General features: G+C 69.7%; 19 protein-coding genes. 12 read left to right on the forward strand and 7 right to left on the reverse strand.

What is annotated here, in order from left to right; genetic code table 11:
* Nucleotides 1-4 precede the first annotated feature (4 nt).
* Nucleotides 5-2215, forward strand: coding sequence for a HelD family protein (locus ACFPJ1_RS18850; RefSeq protein WP_380105491.1), 2211 nt, complete (start codon nucleotides 5-7; stop codon nucleotides 2213-2215).
* A gap of 5 nt (nucleotides 2216-2220) precedes the next feature.
* On the opposite strand, the gene ACFPJ1_RS18855 is transcribed toward ACFPJ1_RS18850, so the two are convergent.
* Entirely contained in the window at nucleotides 2221-2751 is a 531-nt protein-coding gene (locus tag ACFPJ1_RS18855) for a SixA phosphatase family protein (protein WP_380105493.1), read from the reverse strand.
* 44 nt (nucleotides 2752-2795) lie between these two features.
* Nucleotides 2796-3710 (reverse strand): methylenetetrahydrofolate reductase [NAD(P)H], encoded by a 915-nt coding sequence (gene metF, locus ACFPJ1_RS18860; RefSeq protein WP_380105495.1) that lies wholly within the window; start codon nucleotides 3708-3710, stop codon nucleotides 2796-2798.
* A 56-nt stretch (nucleotides 3711-3766) separates the two neighbouring features.
* Here metF and ACFPJ1_RS18865 point away from each other — a divergent pair, with 56 nt between their 5' ends.
* Nucleotides 3767-4837, forward strand: coding sequence for a polyprenyl synthetase family protein (locus ACFPJ1_RS18865; protein ID WP_380105497.1), 1071 nt, complete (start codon nucleotides 3767-3769; stop codon nucleotides 4835-4837).
* A 10-nt stretch (nucleotides 4838-4847) separates the two neighbouring features.
* Here ACFPJ1_RS18865 and ACFPJ1_RS18870 read toward each other — a convergent pair whose 3' ends face one another.
* The gene (locus ACFPJ1_RS18870) at nucleotides 4848-5270 is read right to left on the reverse strand and encodes a helix-turn-helix domain-containing protein (protein WP_380105500.1); all 423 of its coding nucleotides are present in this window, start codon (nucleotides 5268-5270) and stop codon (nucleotides 4848-4850) included.
* 72 nt (nucleotides 5271-5342) lie between these two features.
* Between ACFPJ1_RS18870 and ACFPJ1_RS18875 the strand changes: the two genes are divergently transcribed.
* Both ACFPJ1_RS18875 and ACFPJ1_RS18880 read left to right on the forward strand, forming a co-directional pair.
* Nucleotides 5343-5717 carry a DUF4180 domain-containing protein gene (locus tag ACFPJ1_RS18875; RefSeq protein ID WP_380105502.1) on the forward strand — a complete coding sequence of 125 codons (375 nt, stop codon included), beginning with the start codon at nucleotides 5343-5345 and terminating at the stop codon, nucleotides 5715-5717.
* Entirely contained in the window at nucleotides 5686-6441 is a 756-nt protein-coding gene (locus ACFPJ1_RS18880; protein ID WP_380105504.1) for a YqjF family protein, read from the forward strand. Before ACFPJ1_RS18875 ends, ACFPJ1_RS18880 begins: the two co-directional genes overlap by 32 nt.
* Nucleotides 6442-6454: 13 nt before the next feature.
* On the opposite strand, the gene ACFPJ1_RS18885 is transcribed toward ACFPJ1_RS18880, so the two are convergent.
* The 4 genes from ACFPJ1_RS18885 to thiE are packed head-to-tail and all read right to left on the reverse strand — an operon-like array spanning nucleotide 6455 to nucleotide 8841.
* A complete protein-coding gene (locus ACFPJ1_RS18885; protein ID WP_380105506.1) occupies nucleotides 6455-7474 on the reverse strand; it encodes a phosphotransferase family protein in 1020 nt (339 codons plus the stop codon).
* 17 nt (nucleotides 7475-7491) lie between these two features.
* Nucleotides 7492-7920: a barstar family protein gene (locus tag ACFPJ1_RS18890; RefSeq protein ID WP_380105508.1), complete on the reverse strand. Its 429-nt coding sequence runs from the start codon at nucleotides 7918-7920 to the stop codon at nucleotides 7492-7494.
* A complete protein-coding gene (locus ACFPJ1_RS18895) occupies nucleotides 7913-8176 on the reverse strand; it encodes a hypothetical protein (RefSeq protein WP_380105510.1) in 264 nt (87 codons plus the stop codon). Before ACFPJ1_RS18895 ends, ACFPJ1_RS18890 begins: the two co-directional genes overlap by 8 nt.
* Complete coding sequence (gene thiE, locus ACFPJ1_RS18900) at nucleotides 8176-8841, reverse strand: thiamine phosphate synthase (RefSeq protein WP_380105513.1); 666 nt, start codon at nucleotides 8839-8841, stop codon at nucleotides 8176-8178. The genes ACFPJ1_RS18895 and thiE overlap by 1 nt, the downstream gene beginning before the upstream one ends.
* A 42-nt stretch (nucleotides 8842-8883) precedes the next feature.
* On the opposite strand from thiE, the gene thiO reads away from it, so the two are divergent.
* The 8 genes from thiO (at nucleotide 8884) to ACFPJ1_RS18940 (ending at nucleotide 16889) form a co-directional block, all read left to right on the forward strand.
* Complete coding sequence (gene thiO, locus ACFPJ1_RS18905) at nucleotides 8884-10083, forward strand: glycine oxidase ThiO (RefSeq protein ID WP_380105514.1); 1200 nt, start codon at nucleotides 8884-8886, stop codon at nucleotides 10081-10083.
* Nucleotides 10080-10304: a sulfur carrier protein ThiS gene (thiS, locus tag ACFPJ1_RS18910; RefSeq protein ID WP_380105516.1), complete on the forward strand. Its 225-nt coding sequence runs from the start codon at nucleotides 10080-10082 to the stop codon at nucleotides 10302-10304. Before thiO ends, thiS begins: the two co-directional genes overlap by 4 nt.
* 9 nt (nucleotides 10305-10313) lie before the next feature.
* Nucleotides 10314-11090: a thiazole synthase gene (locus ACFPJ1_RS18915; protein ID WP_380105519.1), complete on the forward strand. Its 777-nt coding sequence runs from the start codon at nucleotides 10314-10316 to the stop codon at nucleotides 11088-11090.
* A gap of 254 nt (nucleotides 11091-11344) precedes the next feature.
* Nucleotides 11345-12412 (forward strand): lytic transglycosylase, encoded by a 1068-nt coding sequence (locus ACFPJ1_RS18920; protein ID WP_380105520.1) that lies wholly within the window; start codon nucleotides 11345-11347, stop codon nucleotides 12410-12412.
* Nucleotides 12413-12522: 110 nt separating this feature from the next.
* On the forward strand, nucleotides 12523-14490 hold the full coding sequence (gene pknB, locus ACFPJ1_RS18925; protein WP_380105523.1) for a Stk1 family PASTA domain-containing Ser/Thr kinase: 1968 nt from the start codon (nucleotides 12523-12525) through the stop codon (nucleotides 14488-14490).
* 80 nt (nucleotides 14491-14570) lie between these two features.
* Nucleotides 14571-14759 (forward strand): DUF1918 domain-containing protein, encoded by a 189-nt coding sequence (locus ACFPJ1_RS18930; protein ID WP_380105525.1) that lies wholly within the window; start codon nucleotides 14571-14573, stop codon nucleotides 14757-14759.
* Nucleotides 14760-14788: 29 nt separating this feature from the next.
* The gene (locus ACFPJ1_RS18935; protein ID WP_380105527.1) at nucleotides 14789-15670 is read left to right on the forward strand and encodes a DMT family transporter; all 882 of its coding nucleotides are present in this window, start codon (nucleotides 14789-14791) and stop codon (nucleotides 15668-15670) included.
* Nucleotides 15671-15686: 16 nt separating this feature from the next.
* Complete coding sequence (locus tag ACFPJ1_RS18940) at nucleotides 15687-16889, forward strand: glycoside hydrolase family 15 protein (RefSeq protein WP_380105528.1); 1203 nt, start codon at nucleotides 15687-15689, stop codon at nucleotides 16887-16889.
* The last annotated feature ends 4 nt before the right edge of the window (nucleotides 16890-16893 follow it).

Below are 16893 nucleotides of genomic sequence, written 5' to 3' on the forward strand. Positions count from 1 at the left end.
CCCGGTGGATCAATCCCCCACGTCGACCGATCTCGAGAACGTCGAACGGGCTGAGCTCGAAGCTGAGCAGCAGCACGTCGACCGGGTGTACACGAGGGTCGCCGAAGCCGCTCGATCCGCCTCCCGGATCGCGGTCGAAGGGCACCAGCGCGGTCAGGCGCAGAACGTCGGCCGGGTCCGTGACGAGGAGCAGACCGGCCTGTACGAGCGGGACGTGCTGGTGTTCGCCGCCGCCCGCCGGATCGCCGAGCTGGACGCCGAGCACGAGGGCCTGGTGTTCGGCCGGCTCGACTCCGACCAGGGCGACGAGAACGAGCCCGCCGCGACCGCCGAGGACCTGGAGAAGCTGTACGTCGGGCGGATCGGCGTCCGCGACGAGGAGTACGAGCCGCTGGTGATCGACTGGCGTGCACCGGCCGCGGAACCGTTCTACCGGGCGACCTCGACCGACCGGCTCGGCGTCGTGCGGCGCCGGGTGCTGCGCAACAAGGGCCCGCGGATCGTCGGCATCGAGGACGACCTGCTGGCTCCGGAGCGGGCTCCCGAGGATCTGCCGGTGATGGGTGAGGGCGCGCTGATGGCGTCACTGTCGCGTGCTCGTGGTCACACGATGCGCGACATCGTCGCCACGATCCAGGCCGAGCAGGACAAGGCGATCCGCGCACCTGCCCGCGGCGTCACCGTCATCGGCGGCGGCCCCGGCACCGGCAAGACGGTGGTCGCGCTGCACCGCGCGGCCTACCTGCTGTACTCCGACCGCAGGCGGTTCGAGCGCGGCGGCGTGCTCGTGGTCGGTCCGTCGGCCGCCTTCATGGCCTACATCGAGCGGGTGCTACCCAGCCTCGGCGAGAACACCGTGTCCCTCCGGGCCGTCGGTGAGCTCGTGGACGGCGTCAGGGCCACCGCTGTGGACGAGGCAGAGGTCGCGGCGATCAAGGGTTCCCTGCGGATGCGCGGCCTCCTCTCCCGAGCCGCACGCGACCGAGTGCCCGGTGCTCCGACCACCCTGCGGGTCTTCGTCGGCGGCGCCACCGTCGAGCTGGACGCGAACCAGCTCGACAACGTCCGCCGCAACGCCCTGCGCCGTACTCCGCGCAACCGGGCCGGCTCGGAGGCTCGCAAGGCGCTCGTCGCGGCGCTGTGGACCCGCTTCCCCGAGGACCTGCGCAACGGCGTGTACGCCGACCGCGAGTCGTTCGGCGACATCGTCACGGATCTGCCGGCCTTCAAGACGTTCTTCGCGTCCTGGTGGCCCGTCCTGACGCCCGGCGCCGTACTGCGCTGGCTGGGTGACCCCCGGCGCGCGCAGCGGTGGTCCCGGGGCGACTTCACCCCGGCTGAGATCGACCAGCTGGCAGCGGCTGTTCGTAGTACGGACGAGTTCACCATCGCGGACGTGGCACTGCTGGACGAGCTCACCAACGTGCTCGGGCGGCCGCCGGTCCAGGAGGCCGGCAAGGACGAGGAGTTCGACTGGCTCGAGGGCTTGTCGGACGGCGTGAACGAGGTGCTGACCACCTCGGAGCGCCGCGCGCGGGCGACTGCCGCCGCCGAGGCCGACGAGCCCGAGGAGTACGCGCACGTGCTCGTCGACGAGGCGCAGGACCTCTCCCCCATGCAGTGGCGGATGGTGACGCGGCGGGGGCCGCAGGCGAGCTGGACGATCGTCGGCGACCCGGCGCAGAGCTCCTGGCCCGACCCGGACGAGGCCCGCGCGGCGATGGACTCGATGCTGTCGCACCTGCAGCGGCACACGTTCCGGCTGTCGACGAACTACCGGAACTCGGCCGAGATCTACTCCTTCGCCGGTGAGGTGATCCGCCGCCAGATCCCGGACGCGGACCTGCCCGATGCGGTACGGCGTACCGGGGTGGAGCCGGAGCACCGGATCTTCGACGCGGGCAAGGTGGCCGAGGCAGCGGCCGACGCGGCGGGCGAGCTCCTGCAACTGGTGGAGGGAACCGTCGGGGTCATCGTGCCGCCGAGACTCCGACCCTCGATCGAGCCGTCGCTCGCCGAGCTCGGCGACCCGCGGGTGGTTGCCCTGAGCCCCCTCGAGTCCAAGGGTCTCGAGTACGACGCCGTCGTGGTGGTCGAGCCCGACCGGATCGTCAGCGACACCCTGGGCGGCGTCCGCGCCCTCTACGTCGTCCTGACCCGCGCCACCCAGCGGATGATCACCGTCAACAGCACAACGCACTGGCTGCCCCAGTAAGGGCACTAGCCACGCGGGATGACGTAGTCCACGAGGTCGGCGTCGTCGGCGGCCAGGTCCGACCAGCGAGTGGTGTGGTGCAGCACGGCCAGGCCGCTGGTCGGGTACTTCTGGGTGAGCTCGACCCGCTGGGGACTCGTGCCGTCCAGCGTGAGCTCGTCGGCCAGCCAGGGGACGCCCGGCCCATGGCCGACCAGGATCACGGTGCGGACATCGGCCGGCACGTCGTGCAGGACGTCGAGGAGTTCTTCGCTGTCCGCGCTGTAGATGCGACGGTCGTACCAGACGTCCGTCGCGATCACGCCGGCTCCGGCGGCGTACTCCCAGGTCTCCCGGGTGCGGGTCGACGGCGAGCACAGCACCAGGTCCGGCTCGATGCCCTGAGCAACCAGATAGCGGCCGGCCGCGGCGGCATCGGCCCGGCCGCGGTCCGAGAGCGGCCGGTCCAGGTCGGGCATCGTCTCGGGCGGCACCGCCTTCGCATGCCGGAGCAGCACCAGGGTGCGGTCGATCAGCAGGTCCGACGGGTCAGCCATCGGCTCAGGATAGAGCGTCGAACGCCCCGATGGTGCGGCGAAGGTCAGACGACCGCGGACTGGAGGTTGCGGAAGACCTGACGCGTCGCCGTCGACCGGTTCAGGGTTATGAAGTGGATGCCGGGTGCGCCGCCGGCGAGCAGCTTGTCGGACAGCTCGGTGGCGATCTCGATGCCGACGGCACGGACCGCCGCGGGGTCCTCGGCAACCGCGTTCAGCCGGTCGGTCACCGGCTTGGGCAGCGCCATGCCGGTCAGCTCGGCCATCCGCTCAATCTGCTTGATGTTCGTGACCGGCATGACGCCCGGCAGGACCGGGATGTCGCAGCCGAGCGCAGCAGCCCGGTCGATCAGCCGGAAGTAGTCGTCCGCGCCGAAGAACATCTGGGTGATCGCGTAGTCCGCGCCGGCCGCTGCCTTGGCCGCGAGCACCTGAGCGTCGGCCTCGAGGTCGGACGCCTCGGGATGCTTGTCGGGGAACGCCGCCACGCCGACACAGAAGTCGCCGAGCGATCGGACCAGCTCGACCAGTTCCACCGCGTGGTTCAGGCCTTCGGTGTGCGCGACCCAGGGCTGCGAAGGTCCGCCCTTGGGGTCACCGCGCAGCGCCAGGATGTTGCGGACGCCCGACCCGGCGTACGCGCCGATCACGGACCTCAGCTCGTCGCGCGAGTGCGAGACACAGGTGAGATGCCCGAGCGGGGTGAGCGAGGTGTCCTGCGCGACCCGCTCGGTGACCCGGATGGTGCCGTCGCGCGTGGTCCCGCCGGCGCCGTACGTGATCGAGACGAAGGTCGGCCGGAGCTGCTCGATCTCGCGGATCGACCGCCACAGCACCTCCTCGGCCTCGGGCGTCTTCGGTGGGAAGAACTCGAAGGAGAACGAAGGCTGCCCGGTCGAGAGCAGCTCACGGATCGTCGGCGTGTTGCCGGGACGCGTGGACGGGAGACCGGTTGCCATTCGGCAAGACTACCGGGACGTGGGCCTCCGCGCCGTGACCGACTACCCTCCGAGACGTGTATGCCGACGCGGACATCCCGACCGAGATCCAGCGCGCCCTGACCAGCTTCCTGGACATCCAGCAGGAACGGCTCGCCGCCATCGGGCCTGAGCTGACCGAGCAGGTCCAGGCCGCGCGCGACGCGACCAGTGGCGGCAAGCGGCTGCGGCCGTCCTTCTGCTACTGGGGCTTCCGGGCCGCCGGCGGCGATCCCGAGCTGCCGATCCTGAAGGCCGCCGCCAGCCTGGAGATGCTGCACGTCAGCGCCCTGGTGCATGACGACGTGATGGACTCCTCGGACGTACGCCGCGGGGCGCCAGCCGCGCACCGGCGGTTCGAAGGGCTGCAGCAGGCCCGGTCCGAGGCCTCCGGAAAGGGCGGGGATCCCGTCGGCTTCGGGATCGGCGCGGCCATCCTGCTGGGTGACCTCTGCCTGATCTGGGCCGACGAGATGATGCACACCTCCGGGTTCGACGCGGCCGCGCTGGCGAGTGCCTCCAAGTTCTTCGACGCGGTGCGGGTCGAGGTGACGGCCGGGCAGTACCTCGACCTGGTCGCGCAGGCCTCCGGCGAGGCGGACATGGACCGGGCCCTGCGAGTGCTCCGGTACAAGTCGGCCACCTACACGGTCGAGCGCCCGCTGCACATCGGTGCCGCGCTCGGTGGTGGCGGGCAGCACCTGGTCGACTCGCTGTCGGCGTACGGGCTCCCGCTGGGTGAGGCGTTCCAGTTGCGCGACGACCTGCTCGGCGTCTTCGGCGACCCCACCGTGACAGGCAAGCCGGCCGGCGACGACCTGCGCGAAGGCAAGCGCACCGTGCTCACCGCCTACGCCGTCGAGCACGCTTCAGAGGTCCAATTGACCGAGTTCGACCGGCTCTTCGGCCGCGCGGACCTCGATGACGACGAGATCCAGTTGCTGCGCGAGATCCTGCAGGACAGCCGCGCGGTCCAGGCCTGCGAGAACCTGATCACCGAGCGCACCGAGGACGCCCTGGACGCGCTCGAGCGGTCACCGATCGACGACGAGGCCTCGCGCAAGGCACTGGCCGACCTCGCCATCGCCGCCACCGCCCGGCACGTCTAAGAGCCTTTTGCTAGGAGGCCTTCGCCAGCAGGGCGATCAGCCGGAGGAGATCGGCGGAAGCCTCCGGCTCGCCCAGCACGATCAGCTTGAGCGTGGCGCGGTCCTCGTCGTACGCCGCCTCGACGCGCAGGTGGCCGATGCCACCCTGGTTGAGGGACGCCATCACGTGGGTGGTGATCCGATCCACGCCGGCCCGGTCGATCGCGTCCACCTGGACGATGCTCGACACCTCGACGTGGCGTGGGCCGGACTCGGCGTCGGACGCCGCGGTACTGGTACCGGTGAAGGCCTCCAGATCCTCACGGGAGATCCGGTACTGCTTGCCGATCCGGACGGCCTTCAGGCGACCATCGCGGACGTAGTTCCGGATCGTCCGCACGTGCAGCCCGAGCCGGTCCGCCACTTGCTCGACCGAGTACAACTCCTGCGCCACTAGATTCCGCTCGCCTTCCTTAGAATTCCCTATAAATGACTCGATAGGGACGTTTGAGGTAGTTTACAGCCCATGACCACGCTGCCTATCGCCTTCACCGCCGGCAAAGTCATGCACGACGACCGGGACGCCGTCGACCTGATCGCCGAGGCGCACTACGAGCACCAGGCGGAATGGGTCCTGCTGCCGGTCGACCTGTTGCCAGCCGACTTCTTCCGGCTCCAGACCGGGGTGGCGGGCGCCATCGCGCAGAAGTTCGTCAACTACCGGATGAAGCTGGCGATCGTCGGGGACGTGTCGGTGCACGAGCACGCCAGCGAGGCGTTCCGCGACTGGGTCCGGGAGACGAACGAGGGCCGCAGCCTCTGGTTCGTGCCTGACCTGGCGGCCTTCGACGAGCGGCTAGATTCTCGGTATGGCGGAGGAAGTGACGGCGCGGGCGCCTGAGCTGGCCCGGCCCCACGTCATCAGGCAGGACTGGCGAGATCTTTCCTTCCTGCACTGGGCCGTCGATCCGGACGAGATCGCCAGGTTCTTCCCGCCCGGCACCAGGCCGGACACTTTCGAGGGATTGACCTACGTCGGGCTGGTGCCGTTCAGGATGGTCGACAGCGGACTCCTGCAAGGACCGCCGGTCCCCTGGCTCGGCACGTTCCTGGAGTCCAACATCCGGCTCTACTCAGTCGACACGACCGGTCGCCGAGGTGTGGTGTTCCTCAGCCTGGACGCCGATCGAGCGGCAGTGGTGGCGGCAGCCCGAAGTACCTTCGGACTTCCCTACCGCTGGGCCCGGATGCGCCACGAGCAGCGGGGCGACCTGCACACCTACACCTCGACCCTGCGCTGGCCCGGAACGACCGCGAGCAGCACGGTCGTGACGCGAATAGGCCGCAGGTTGGAGCCAGGGCCGCTCGAGCACTTCCTGACCGCTCGCTGGGGCCTGCACGTGGCCCGCGCAGGCCGCACCTGGTACCTGCCGAACGAACACCCCGCCTGGGTACTGCGTGAGGCTGCGCAGGAGCGATTCGAGGACAACGGCCTGCTCGCCTCTGTCGGACTAGGCGAGCTCAGCAAGCGCCCGCCCGACCACCTGGCCTTCAGCGACGGCGTACCGGCTCGCTTCGGCCGCCCGACCCTCGCCTCAACGCCGAGACCACCGGTACTGCGCTGAGGACGTCCGGCCGTCAGCGCACTGGCGGTGGCTCGGCGAGCACCGTGCGGCAGTCGAGTGCCTCGATCGCGGCCACGGACTTCCGGTACCACCCGATGCTGTGCTGGAAGACCGACTGGAACAGATTGCTGATCACCGAGAACCGGAAGTCCCACTCGCAGAGCTCCCAGCTGTAGTTCTGGACACCGGCGCCGCACAAGCCGTCCCAGTAGTGCCGCAGCAGCACCCGGTCCCGCGCGAGCCGATCGTCACAGGGCACCACGGTCAGGCAGAAGGCGAGATCGTGCGGCCCGAGCCCGGGCTTCAGCTCCGACCAGTCGATCACCTTCGGCCGCGCATCGTCGGGCGCGAAGAACACGTTGCCGAGAAAGTGAAAGTCGCCGTGGATCAGGGTGATCGCCCGGCCGCCGGCGACGCGCGCGAGGAACTGGGGCTCCCAGGCGTCGAGAATCTCCTCGAGCAGCGTGCGTTCCGCGGCCGTGAGCTCAATGGCCTCGGCAAAGAAGCTCGCCGCCTCCGACCGCACGGCCGCGGCATGCATCGTGATCACTTCCGGCGGCCAGGCCTGGACAGACCGGGTCGCCGACGGCTCCGGGTGGGCAGCGTCGAGCAGCTCGAACGGGACGTCGTCCCAGAATCGCGCGTGCAAGCCGACCAAGGTCTCGATCGTGCCCCGCATCTGATCCTCCGAGACGCCACCTCCGACGAGGCGATAGCCGGCCGCGTCCAGGTCCTCGGTCAGCAACAGGATGCGATCCTCGCCGGTGTCGGTGACACCCAGCAAGTGCGGCGCCGGGTGGTCCCACTGCGGCGCGAGCTGCTCGAAGAACCGGACCTCGCGGCGGGCCCCGACCGCCCCGGCGCCCGTCGCGTGCTTGCCGATCACGGTGAGAGCGCGACCATTGGCCAACTCGACGCGGAGTCGCGCCACCTCGGCGGACGACGCCGCAAAAGTCTCGACCACGTCCACGCCTGCCACCGGTACGCCGAGCGCCTGACTCACTCCCGCCACTGAGAACGCCGGCTGGCTCATCGAGGAACCCACCGGACCTAGACGATCTGTACTGCGCTGAGGAGGTCCGGGACGTCGTCAGCTTCGCGGAGGAAGACTCGGAGCTGGCCTGACTCGTTGGCGTCCTCGGCGAAGATCTGGAGGACTACGTCGACCGTCTCGTGGTCGTGGTCGAGCAGTTCGCGCCAGCCGTCCCACAGCACCACCTCGGGCTCGCCGGTGGACCTGTCGCTCAGCGAGTCGGCCAGGGCGTCCCAGTTCCGGCCGAACCAGCGCGGCAGATCGAACGCGGTGGCGCAGACGTCCAGGAACCCGGCCTTGTCGTGCACCTGGGTGGTGTCGAGGAGGACGAAGTTCCAGCCTTCCTTCACCACGACGCGCCGTACCTCGTCGGAGGGCAGATCGCAGCGCCTGCGGTACACACCCGGCGGCAGCCCGGCGTCCAGCAGGGCGCGCAGGTCAGTCATTGGGCGTTCCCCCGTCCGCCGCGATCCGGCGGAACGACTTGTAGTGATCGTCGGTGTAATAACGCTCATCGCCCTGCTGCGCTTCCTGGGGAAGACCGGCCACGGCCACGACGGCGAGGCCGCTGTCCGGGTCGGTGCTTGGCGCGCTGGTGGCCGGCTTACTCGCACTGCAGCCGAACAGCGCGGCGGCGAGGGTGATCACCAGCATCGCGATCACCACGGCGGCGATGATCCGCGCCACCTTCGGGTTGTTCATCACCCGGCACCTCGCAGGCGCCTGCTGAACTCGCCGGCCGCCACGGCCGGGTCGTCCGCCTCGGTGATGGCCCGTACGACGACCACGCGCTCCGCGCCGGCCTCGATCACCTGGTCGAGCCTGCCGAGGTCGATCCCGCCGATGGCGAACCAGGGCTTCACCGGCGGCCGGCTGGCGGCGTACGAGACGAGTTCAAGGCCGGCGGCGCTCCGGCCGGGCTTGGTCGGCGTCTCCCAGGTCGGGCCGACGCAGAAGTAGTCCGAGCCCTGTTCGGCGATGGCTGCGTTCACCTGGCTGAAGGTGTGGGTCGAGCGGCCGATCACCGGCTCGAGCCCGGTGATCGCACGCGCGGCCTGGACCGGGAGGTCTCGCTGGCCGAGGTGCAGCACGTCTGCTCCGGCGGTGAAGGCGATGTCGGCACGGTCGTTGACGGCCAGGAGCTTGCCGTGCCGCTTGCAGGCGTCCGCGAACACCTCCAGCGCGGCGAGTTCGTCCGCTGCCTCCAGGTCCTTCTGACGGAGTTGCACGATGTCGACGCCACCGCTCAGAGCGGCATCGAGGAACTGCTCGAGGTCGCCCTGCTTCTCCCGTGCGTCGGTGCACAGGTAGAGCCGGGCATCGGCCAGTCGGTCACGCAATCCTGCGTCGGCGGTGTGCTCAGTCACACCGCCCAGCCTGCCATGGAAGACCGGCCGTACTGTTGGCGCATGGCTGAGAAATCCTCCGATGTCGTGATCATCGGCGCCGGACTGATCGGTCTGGCCACCGCCTGGCGACTCGCGGCAGACGGTATCCAGGTGACGGTATGCGACCCGACACCCGGCAGTCAGACCTCCTCGGTCGCGGCCGGCATGCTCGCGCCGGTCACCGAGGTCGAGTACGGCGAGGACGCCCTGCTGGCCCTGAATCTGGCCGGCGTCGCGGCCTGGCCCTCCTTCGCGGAGGAGCTCGAAGCCCTCACCGGCCAGTCCGCCGGGCTCAACCGCACCGGCACCCTCTCAGTCGCGTACGACGTCGACGACGCGGCGGCACTCCACCGGCTCGCGGACTACCAGCGCCGGCTCGGACTCGACGTCGAGGAGCTCTCCGGCCGCGAGGCACGCAAACGGGAACCACTGCTGGCCGCAGGGGTCTCCGGTGGCGTCTGGGTGCCCGGCGACCACTCGGTGGACAACCGCCAGGCCGTCGCCACCCTCTTGCGCGCAGCCGAGCTGGTCGGCGTCACCTTCATCCGCCAGCGAGTCGCCCGCGTCCTCACCTCCGGTACTGCGGCCGTCGGCGTGCAACTGGAAGACGGCCAGTCGCTGATGGCGGACCGGATCGTTGCAGCGGCTGGTCCGTGGTCCTCGCAGCTGGAAGGGATCCCGCAGGAACTCCGAGTGCCGGTCCGGCCGCTCAAGGGCGAAATCCTGCGCCTGCGGGTCCCTGAGGCCTACCGCCCTGCCCTGCACCACACAGTACGGGCGACCGCCCGAGGGTTCTCCGTCTACCTGGTCCCCCGGCCAGGTGGCGAGCTGGTGGTCGGCGCGACCACCTCCGAGCTCGGCTACGACACCCGCGTCCTGGCCGGCGGGGTGTTCGCCCTGCTGCGTGACGCCCGGACGGTCCTGCCCATCACGGACGAGCTGGAACTCGTGGAGACGGTGGCGGGCCTTCGCCCGGCCACACCGGACAACGCGCCGATCCTGGGCGCCTCCGGGCTCGACGGGCTTCTGTGGGCCACCGGGCATTACCGCAACGGAGTACTGCTGACTCCGATCACGGCCCAGTTGATAGCCGAAACTATTCGTACTGGGGTACTTCCAGAGTTGGCACAGCCGTTCCTGGCCGCCAGATTCGGCCCTGCCCAGCATGCGGATGCCCGGCGTGCGGACACCGACGGCGAGATGCCTAAGGTAGCCAGGTGAGTGAGGCCATGGACAGCGGTGTGAAGGTGCTCGTGAACGGCAGGACCGAGCAGATCGCGGCAGGTACCTCTGTTGCCGAGGTGGTCGACCGCTGGGCCCGCAGCCCGATCGGAGTGGCTGTCGCTGTGAACGAGGCGGTGGTGACCCGGGCCGACTGGACCGGGACCACACTGGGCGAAGGCGACCGGGTGGAGATCCTCACCGCGGTCCAGGGCGGTTGAGGAGACCCGATGAGTGACGACACCCTGGTGATCGCGGGACGCGAGCTGACCTCCCGGCTGGTGATGGGAACCGGCGGCGCGCCGAGCCTCGAAGTACTGGAGGAAGCGCTGGTCGCGTCCGGGACGCAGCTCACCACCGTGGCGCTCCGGCGGCTCGACCCGAGCCAGCAGGGTTCCGTCCTCGACGTACTGCGCAAGCACGCCATCGCCGTGCTGCCGAACACGGCCGGGTGTTTCACCGCCGGCGAGGCCGTGCTGACGGCACGCCTGGCCCGTGAAGCCCTGGAGACCGACCTGATCAAGCTGGAGGTCGTTGCCGACGACCACACCCTGCTGCCCGACCCGGTCGAACTCCTGGACGCGGCGGAGATCCTGGCCGCGGACGGTTTCTCGGTTCTCGCCTACACGAACGACGATCCGATCCTCGCCCGCCGGCTGGAGCAGGTGGGCTGTGTCGCGGTGATGCCGCTCGGCTCGCCGATCGGTTCGGGCCTGGGCATCCGCAACCCGCACAACATCAGCATGATCGTCGAAGCCGCCAAGGTGCCGATCGTGCTCGACGCCGGGATCGGGACCGCCAGCGATGCCGCGCTGGCGATGGAGCTCGGCTGTGACGCAGTCCTCCTCGCCACCGCTGTCACCCGGGCCGAGCGCCCCGCGCTGATGGCCGCCGCGATGCGGGACGCCGTCACCGCCGGCCGGAACGCTCGCCTGGCCGGCCGGATCCCGCGGCGACACCACACCGCCCAGGCCTCGTCCCCACTGGAGGGCCGCGCCTCGTTCTGACCCGGTCGCGACCCGGCCTCAGTTGCCCGGGGCACCAGTTGCCGGGAGCAAATGACTGAGCCGGAAGGCTCGCAGCTGAACGGTTTCCGCGTGCATCCGAACGCGCTGCGTGCTGAGATTGTGAACCACAACCGTGTAGTTCAGCGTTGAATTGTAAACATTGGATCACAGCCGTAACAACTGACCCCCGCGCCCCTGTTGTCACATCTGTACCACCACTTACCGTCAGGGGACGTTCACACGGGGAGATGGATATGAGTACCACGCACGCCCGACCACCCGAACCCGAGCACGACGTCCAGAACCAGCGGCCACCCAGCCGACCGTGCAGCCGATCCCGCAGCAGGCGACGCACCGTCGTCCAGGTACTGACCGGGATCGCGGTCCCGCTGCTCGCCGCCGGGGTGATCACCGCCGGCTCGCCGGGCTTCAGCCATTACAAGGTGAAGAAAGGCGACACGCTCAGCCACATCGCCGCGCGGTACGGCACGACCGTCAAGGCACTGGTCGCGCTGAACAGCCTGCCCGGCAACGGCAACGCCATCTACGCCGGTGAGACGCTGAAGCTTCCGGGCCAGGCCTCGACAGGCAGGCCGAAGCCGAAGCCGACGACGAAGCGCTCGCGGCTCGGCCGGGTCACCTACGTGGTCAAGCCGGGTGACACGATCAGCAAGATCGCCAAGCGGTACAGGTGCTCGCAGGCCAGCCTGCTGGCGGCGAACGGGCTGAAGGCGACCGATCACATCTATGCGGGCAAGCCCTTGCAGGTGCCGGTCAAGCTCAAGCCGAAGCCGGTCGCGAAGCCCGTCGCGAAGAAGACGAAGGACAACACCTTCGCGGGCCGCACGTACGCCGACCACGTGGTCGCCGCGGCGAACCGGAACCGGGCCACGCTGAAGAAGCGGAAGCTGCCGACCCGCGGGCAGCTGCGGACAGTGATCATCTCCACCTCGAAGCGGTACGGCGTCGACCCGGAGCTCGCGCTGGCCGTCTCCTGGCAGGAGTCCGGCTGGAAGCACCGGGTGGTCTCTCCCGCGAACGCGATCGGGGCGATGCAGGTGATCCCCTCTACCGGCCAGTTCGCGTCCAGCATCGTCGGCCGCAGGCTCGATCTGCTGAAACCGCAGGACAACGTGACCGCCGGGGTGGTGCTGCTCAGCCGGCTGACCGCCGCGGTCAAGCTCGACATCGCCGTGGCCGGCTACTACCAGGGGCTCGGCGGGGTCCGCCGCAACGGGATGTACCCGGATACGAAGCTCTACGTGAAGAACGTGCTGCGGCTGAAGGCGCAGCTCGAGAAGGGCTGGAACCCGGCCGCCTGAGCGTGGATGAGCCGTGACCGAGGGTGGTCCCGGCGCGGCGACGAAGCCACTGCCTGACCCCTTATTTACACTCTCAGAGCAGACAGGCTTCGAGAGGCGGCTCACCGCACGTGACGGATGACGTAGACACCCAGGTCGGCGACCGCCTTGTCGGGCGAGTGCTCGACGGACGGTACCGCGTGGGTGCGCGCGTCGCCAAGGGCGGCATGGCGACCGTTTACGAGGCGCTGGACATGCGGCTGGACCGCCTCGTCGCGCTCAAGGTGATGCACCTCGGCCTCGGTGACGACGCCGAGTTCGGCCGCCGGTTCGTGGCCGAGGCCCGGGCCGCCGCACGGCTGTCCCACCCGAACGTGGTCGCCGTGTTCGACCAGGGCGACGACAACGGGACGCTGTTCCTCGCGATGGAGTACGTGCCCGGTCGCACGCTGCGTGACGTCATCCGCCAGCAGGCTCCGCTGTCCCCCGCCCGGGCGCTGGCCCTGCTCGCGCCGGTGCTGTCGGCGCTGTCGGCCGCGCACGACGCGGGCATCGTGCACCGCGACATCAAGCCCGAGAACGTGCTGATCTCGAACGATGGCACGGTGAAGGTCGCCGATTTCGGGCTCGCCCGGGCCGTCACCACGACCGGCAACACCGCCACCCAGGGTCTTCTGATGGGCACGGTGTCCTACCTCGCACCCGAGCTCGTCACGGACGGCAGCGCGGACGCCCGCTCCGACGTCTACTCGGCCGGCATCCTGCTCTACGAACTCCTCACCGGCAGCAAGCCGCACACCGGCGACACCCCGATCCAGGTCGCGTACGCGCACGTCCATGCCGATGTGCCGCCGCCCTCGAAGCTCTGCCCGGGCATCCCGCCGTACGTCGACGCGCTGGTGCAGCGGGCGACCGCGCGGGACCGGGATCTCCGGCCGGCGGACGCCCGGGTGTTCAGCCGCCAGGTGCACAGGGTCCGCAGCGCGCTCGAGGAAGGGCTGCCGGACGACCCGGAGCTGACCGGCGACCTGACCGTGCCGATCCAGCAGATGCGCCAGGACAGCGGGTACGACGACGGGTACTCCCGCGACAACGGGTACTTCGATCCACCGCGCAACGACACGATCGTCGTACCGTTCGAGCCGCCTCAGCAGCCGTCACGGCAGCCACAGCCGGCAATGCGACTGAACCAGCGACCGCAGCCGCGGCAACGCCCGAAGGGCCGCGGGCTGATCGCGCTGATCGCCGTGCTGGCGCTCGCGATCGGCGTCGGCTCGGCCGCCTGGTACTACGGCGTTCACCGCTACACGTCCACCCCGGAGCTGCTCAGGCTGACCGCTACACAGGCGAACGCCAAGGCGGCCGAGGTCGGGCTGACCACGACCCTGTCGAACCAGGACTTCTCGGAGGACGTGCCGCGCGGACAGGTGATGGACACCGACCCGGCGCCCGGAGCCAGGGTCCGCAAGGAGGGCGAGATCGGGCTCACCGTCTCCAAGGGCCCCGAGCGGTACCGCGTGCCGCAGCTCGCGGGGCTCGACCAGGAGGCGGCCAAGCGCGCGCTCGACTCGATCAAGCTCGTCACCGGGCAGATCACCGAGAACTACAACGAGAGCGTGCCGGCCGGCCGAGTGGTCACCTTCACGCCGAAGTTCGACACGGTGGTGAAGCCCGGCGCGACGGTGAACCTCTGGGTCAGCCTGGGCAAGAAGCCGATCGACGTGCCGAACACCGTCGGCAAGCAGGTCAAGGAAGCCACCCGGACGCTGAGGAAGGCCGGGTTCGGGGTCGCCCGGACGGACCAGACCGACGAGAAGATCCCCGAGGGTCAGGTGATCAGCCAGACCCCGAGCAGCGGCACGTTGTTCGCCAAGGACAAGGTGCGGCTGGTCGTCTCGAAGGGCCCGGCGGAGCGCGAAGTACCGAACGTGCGGAGCAAGGGGCTCGCGGAGGCGCAGAAGATCCTCACCGAGGCGGGGTTCCAGGTGAAGGTCGAGCAGGCGCCGTACCACCTCGGGCTGAACCTGGTGGCCGGTCAGAACCCGGGCGCGGGGAAGAAGGCGAAGCCCGGCAGCACGGTCATCGTGACCATCGTCTGATCCACCTCCTCATCGGGCTCCTGGCGTCTACCGGCGAAGAGACTTCAGGCCTAGGCTGAACGACCTGGAGGTGATCGGAGATGCATGCCGAGATCGGTGACCGCTTGCACGTCCGGGGCCGGAAGGTCGGCGACCACGACCGGCTCGGCCAGGTACTCGAGGTCCGCGGCGAGAACGGCGCCCCGCCCTACCTGATCCGGTTCGAGGACGGCCATGAAGCGCTGGTCTTCCCGGGCCCCGACTGTGTGGTGGAGCACCAGACGACCTGAGCCAGACAGGTGTCTGAGAAGCTTTGCGGGTGACTCACCCCCGCATCGCCGTACTGGCCCTGCTCGCGGTGGCCGCGGCTTGGGGTTCGACGTTCTTCCTGACCAAGGATCTGCTCACGCGGATGGACGTCGCCGACTACCTGGCGCTGCGGTTCGCGATCGCGTCGATCGCCCTGATCGCCATCCATCCGCCCGCGATCTCCCGGCTCAGCCGGCTGGATCGCGGCCGGGGCATCGCCCTCGGCATCACCTACGGCATCGCGCAGCTGGTCCAGACCGAAGGCCTGCGGCACACCTCGGCCAGCGTCTCCGGCTTCGTCACCGGCATGTACGTCGTGTTCACCCCGCTCCTGGCCGCGGTCATCCTGCGGCACAAGATCGGGCGCTGGGCCTGGGTAGCGGTCACCCTCGCGACGGTCGGCCTGGGCGTCCTGTCCTTGAACGGCTTCAGCATGGGCACGGGCGAGCTGCTCACCCTCGCCTCCGCAGGCCTCTACGCGTTGCACATCATCGGTCTCGGTGCCTGGTCGACGCCCTCGAACGCCTTCGGCCTGTCCGCCCTGCAGATGGTGGTGATCACGGTCGTCTGTGCGATCGGTGCGCTCCCGGGCGGCTTCACCCTGCCCAGTGGTAGCGGCGACTGGCTCCGGGTGATCTACATGGCGCTGATCGCCGGAGCGCTCGCGCTGATCGTGCAGACCTGGGCCCAGGCGCACCTGACCCCGACCCGGGCCGCGATCGCGATGACGATGGAACCCGTCTTCGCCTCCGCGTTCGCCGTACTCTTCGGATCGGAGAGTGTGACCGCGCGGATGCTGATCGGCGGCGCGCTGGTGATGTCGGCGATGTACCTGGTCGAACTGGCCCCTCGCCGCAAGATCGAGGCCGAGGTCCAGCACCTCGTCCAGTAGCAGGAGAGGGCCGGAGATGCGGGACGACAGCGCGCGGCGGGTGCGGTGGTTCCCGCTTGCCGTGATCGCCGTCCTGCTCGCGTTCCTCGCGGCCGGCACGCTGTCGAACCTCGAGCGCAACCCGCAACCCCAGCTCGTCGCCGAGGGCGTCCCTGGGCGTCAGATGCCGGCCACCGGCGTCCCGTACGACCTGGTCCGGCACGCACTGGCCGACCTGGACGCGCTGACTCTGCCGGACGGCGCGACCCTGGCCGGCTGGGACGGACCCTGGCGGTACGTCTGGCCGCGGGACGCGTCGTTCGTCGCCGCCGCCCGTTGCTCGGTCAAGCAGTACTCCGAGGCCGGCCGGGTGCTGGGATTCCTCGACCGGATCAGGCCGACCGCCGGCCGGTGGGGCGCCCGGTACTCCGCACCGGAGGGCGGCGAGCTCCAGGACGGGCGGGAACCGCAGCTCGACGGGTCCGGATGGGTGCTGTGGGCAACGTGGTTCTGTGCCGACGGCATCGAGCTGGCGAAGTACTGGCCGATGGTGAAGGAGTCCGGCGACCAGATCGTCGCCGAGCTCGGACCGGACGATCTGCCGGCGGCATCGCCGGACTACTGGGAGCGGCCCGAGTCCGAGGTGACCTTGGGCACCATCGCTCCCCTACTGACCGGCCTTCGTTCCGGCGTAGCGATCGCCACCAAGCTGGGCCACACGGACGAGGTCAGCTCCTGGCAGGCCGCGCTGGACAGGTTGTCAGCGGCGACCGATCGGCACTTCGGCCCCGACTACCCGCGGACTCCGGCCGAGGCCGTGAGCTTCGTCGAGCCAGGAGTCGAGCCGATCGGCCTCGAAGGCGGAGCAGACGCCATCGTGACCATCCTCGGCCCGCCGTTCGCGCCGCGGCGTGACGCGGTGACAGCGGCGATCGAGCGCGCTCATCAGGTTCTGACCCAGCCCAACGGAGGTGTCACCCCAGGCGAGCAGTGGCGGACGGACGGCGTCTCCTGGACGCCCCAGACCGCGCTGTTCGCGTTGAGCGCGGCGGCCCGGGGCGACCGTAGTACCGCAGAAGCCTTGCTTGCTTGGCTGGATGAGCACCGGACTCCCACCGGAGCCCTGCCGGAGAAGGTGAACCGCGACCTCTCCCCCGCCGGCGAGGCGCCGCTGGCGTGGACCACCTCGCTGGTGATCCTCACCGCCTCCGCTTTGAACCACCCGCTGCCCATCCCTTAGAGAA

This window comes from Kribbella qitaiheensis (genome assembly GCF_042657745.1).
Taxonomy (GTDB): domain Bacteria; phylum Actinomycetota; class Actinomycetes; order Propionibacteriales; family Kribbellaceae; genus Kribbella; species Kribbella qitaiheensis.

Coding starts and splice junctions, on each gene's coding strand:
- ACFPJ1_RS18875 (WP_380105502.1), top strand. CDS start 5,343: ATGACCACGCTGCCTATCGCCTTCACCGCCGGCAAAGTCATGCACGAC.
- ACFPJ1_RS18930 (WP_380105525.1), top strand. CDS start 14,571: ATGCATGCCGAGATCGGTGACCGCTTGCACGTCCGGGGCCGGAAGGTC.
- ACFPJ1_RS18915 (WP_380105519.1), top strand. CDS start 10,314: ATGAGTGACGACACCCTGGTGATCGCGGGACGCGAGCTGACCTCCCGG.
- ACFPJ1_RS18890 (WP_380105508.1), bottom strand. CDS start 7,920: ATGACTGACCTGCGCGCCCTGCTGGACGCCGGGCTGCCGCCGGGTGTG.
- ACFPJ1_RS18855 (WP_380105493.1), bottom strand. CDS start 2,751: ATGGCTGACCCGTCGGACCTGCTGATCGACCGCACCCTGGTGCTGCTC.
- ACFPJ1_RS18885 (WP_380105506.1), bottom strand. CDS start 7,474: ATGAGCCAGCCGGCGTTCTCAGTGGCGGGAGTGAGTCAGGCGCTCGGC.
- ACFPJ1_RS18940 (WP_380105528.1), top strand. CDS start 15,687: ATGCGGGACGACAGCGCGCGGCGGGTGCGGTGGTTCCCGCTTGCCGTG.
- thiO (WP_380105514.1), top strand. CDS start 8,884: ATGGCTGAGAAATCCTCCGATGTCGTGATCATCGGCGCCGGACTGATC.
- ACFPJ1_RS18880 (WP_380105504.1), top strand. CDS start 5,686: ATGGCGGAGGAAGTGACGGCGCGGGCGCCTGAGCTGGCCCGGCCCCAC.
- metF (WP_380105495.1), bottom strand. CDS start 3,710: ATGGCAACCGGTCTCCCGTCCACGCGTCCCGGCAACACGCCGACGATC.
- ACFPJ1_RS18895 (WP_380105510.1), bottom strand. CDS start 8,176: ATGAACAACCCGAAGGTGGCGCGGATCATCGCCGCCGTGGTGATCGCG.
- ACFPJ1_RS18920 (WP_380105520.1), top strand. CDS start 11,345: ATGAGTACCACGCACGCCCGACCACCCGAACCCGAGCACGACGTCCAG.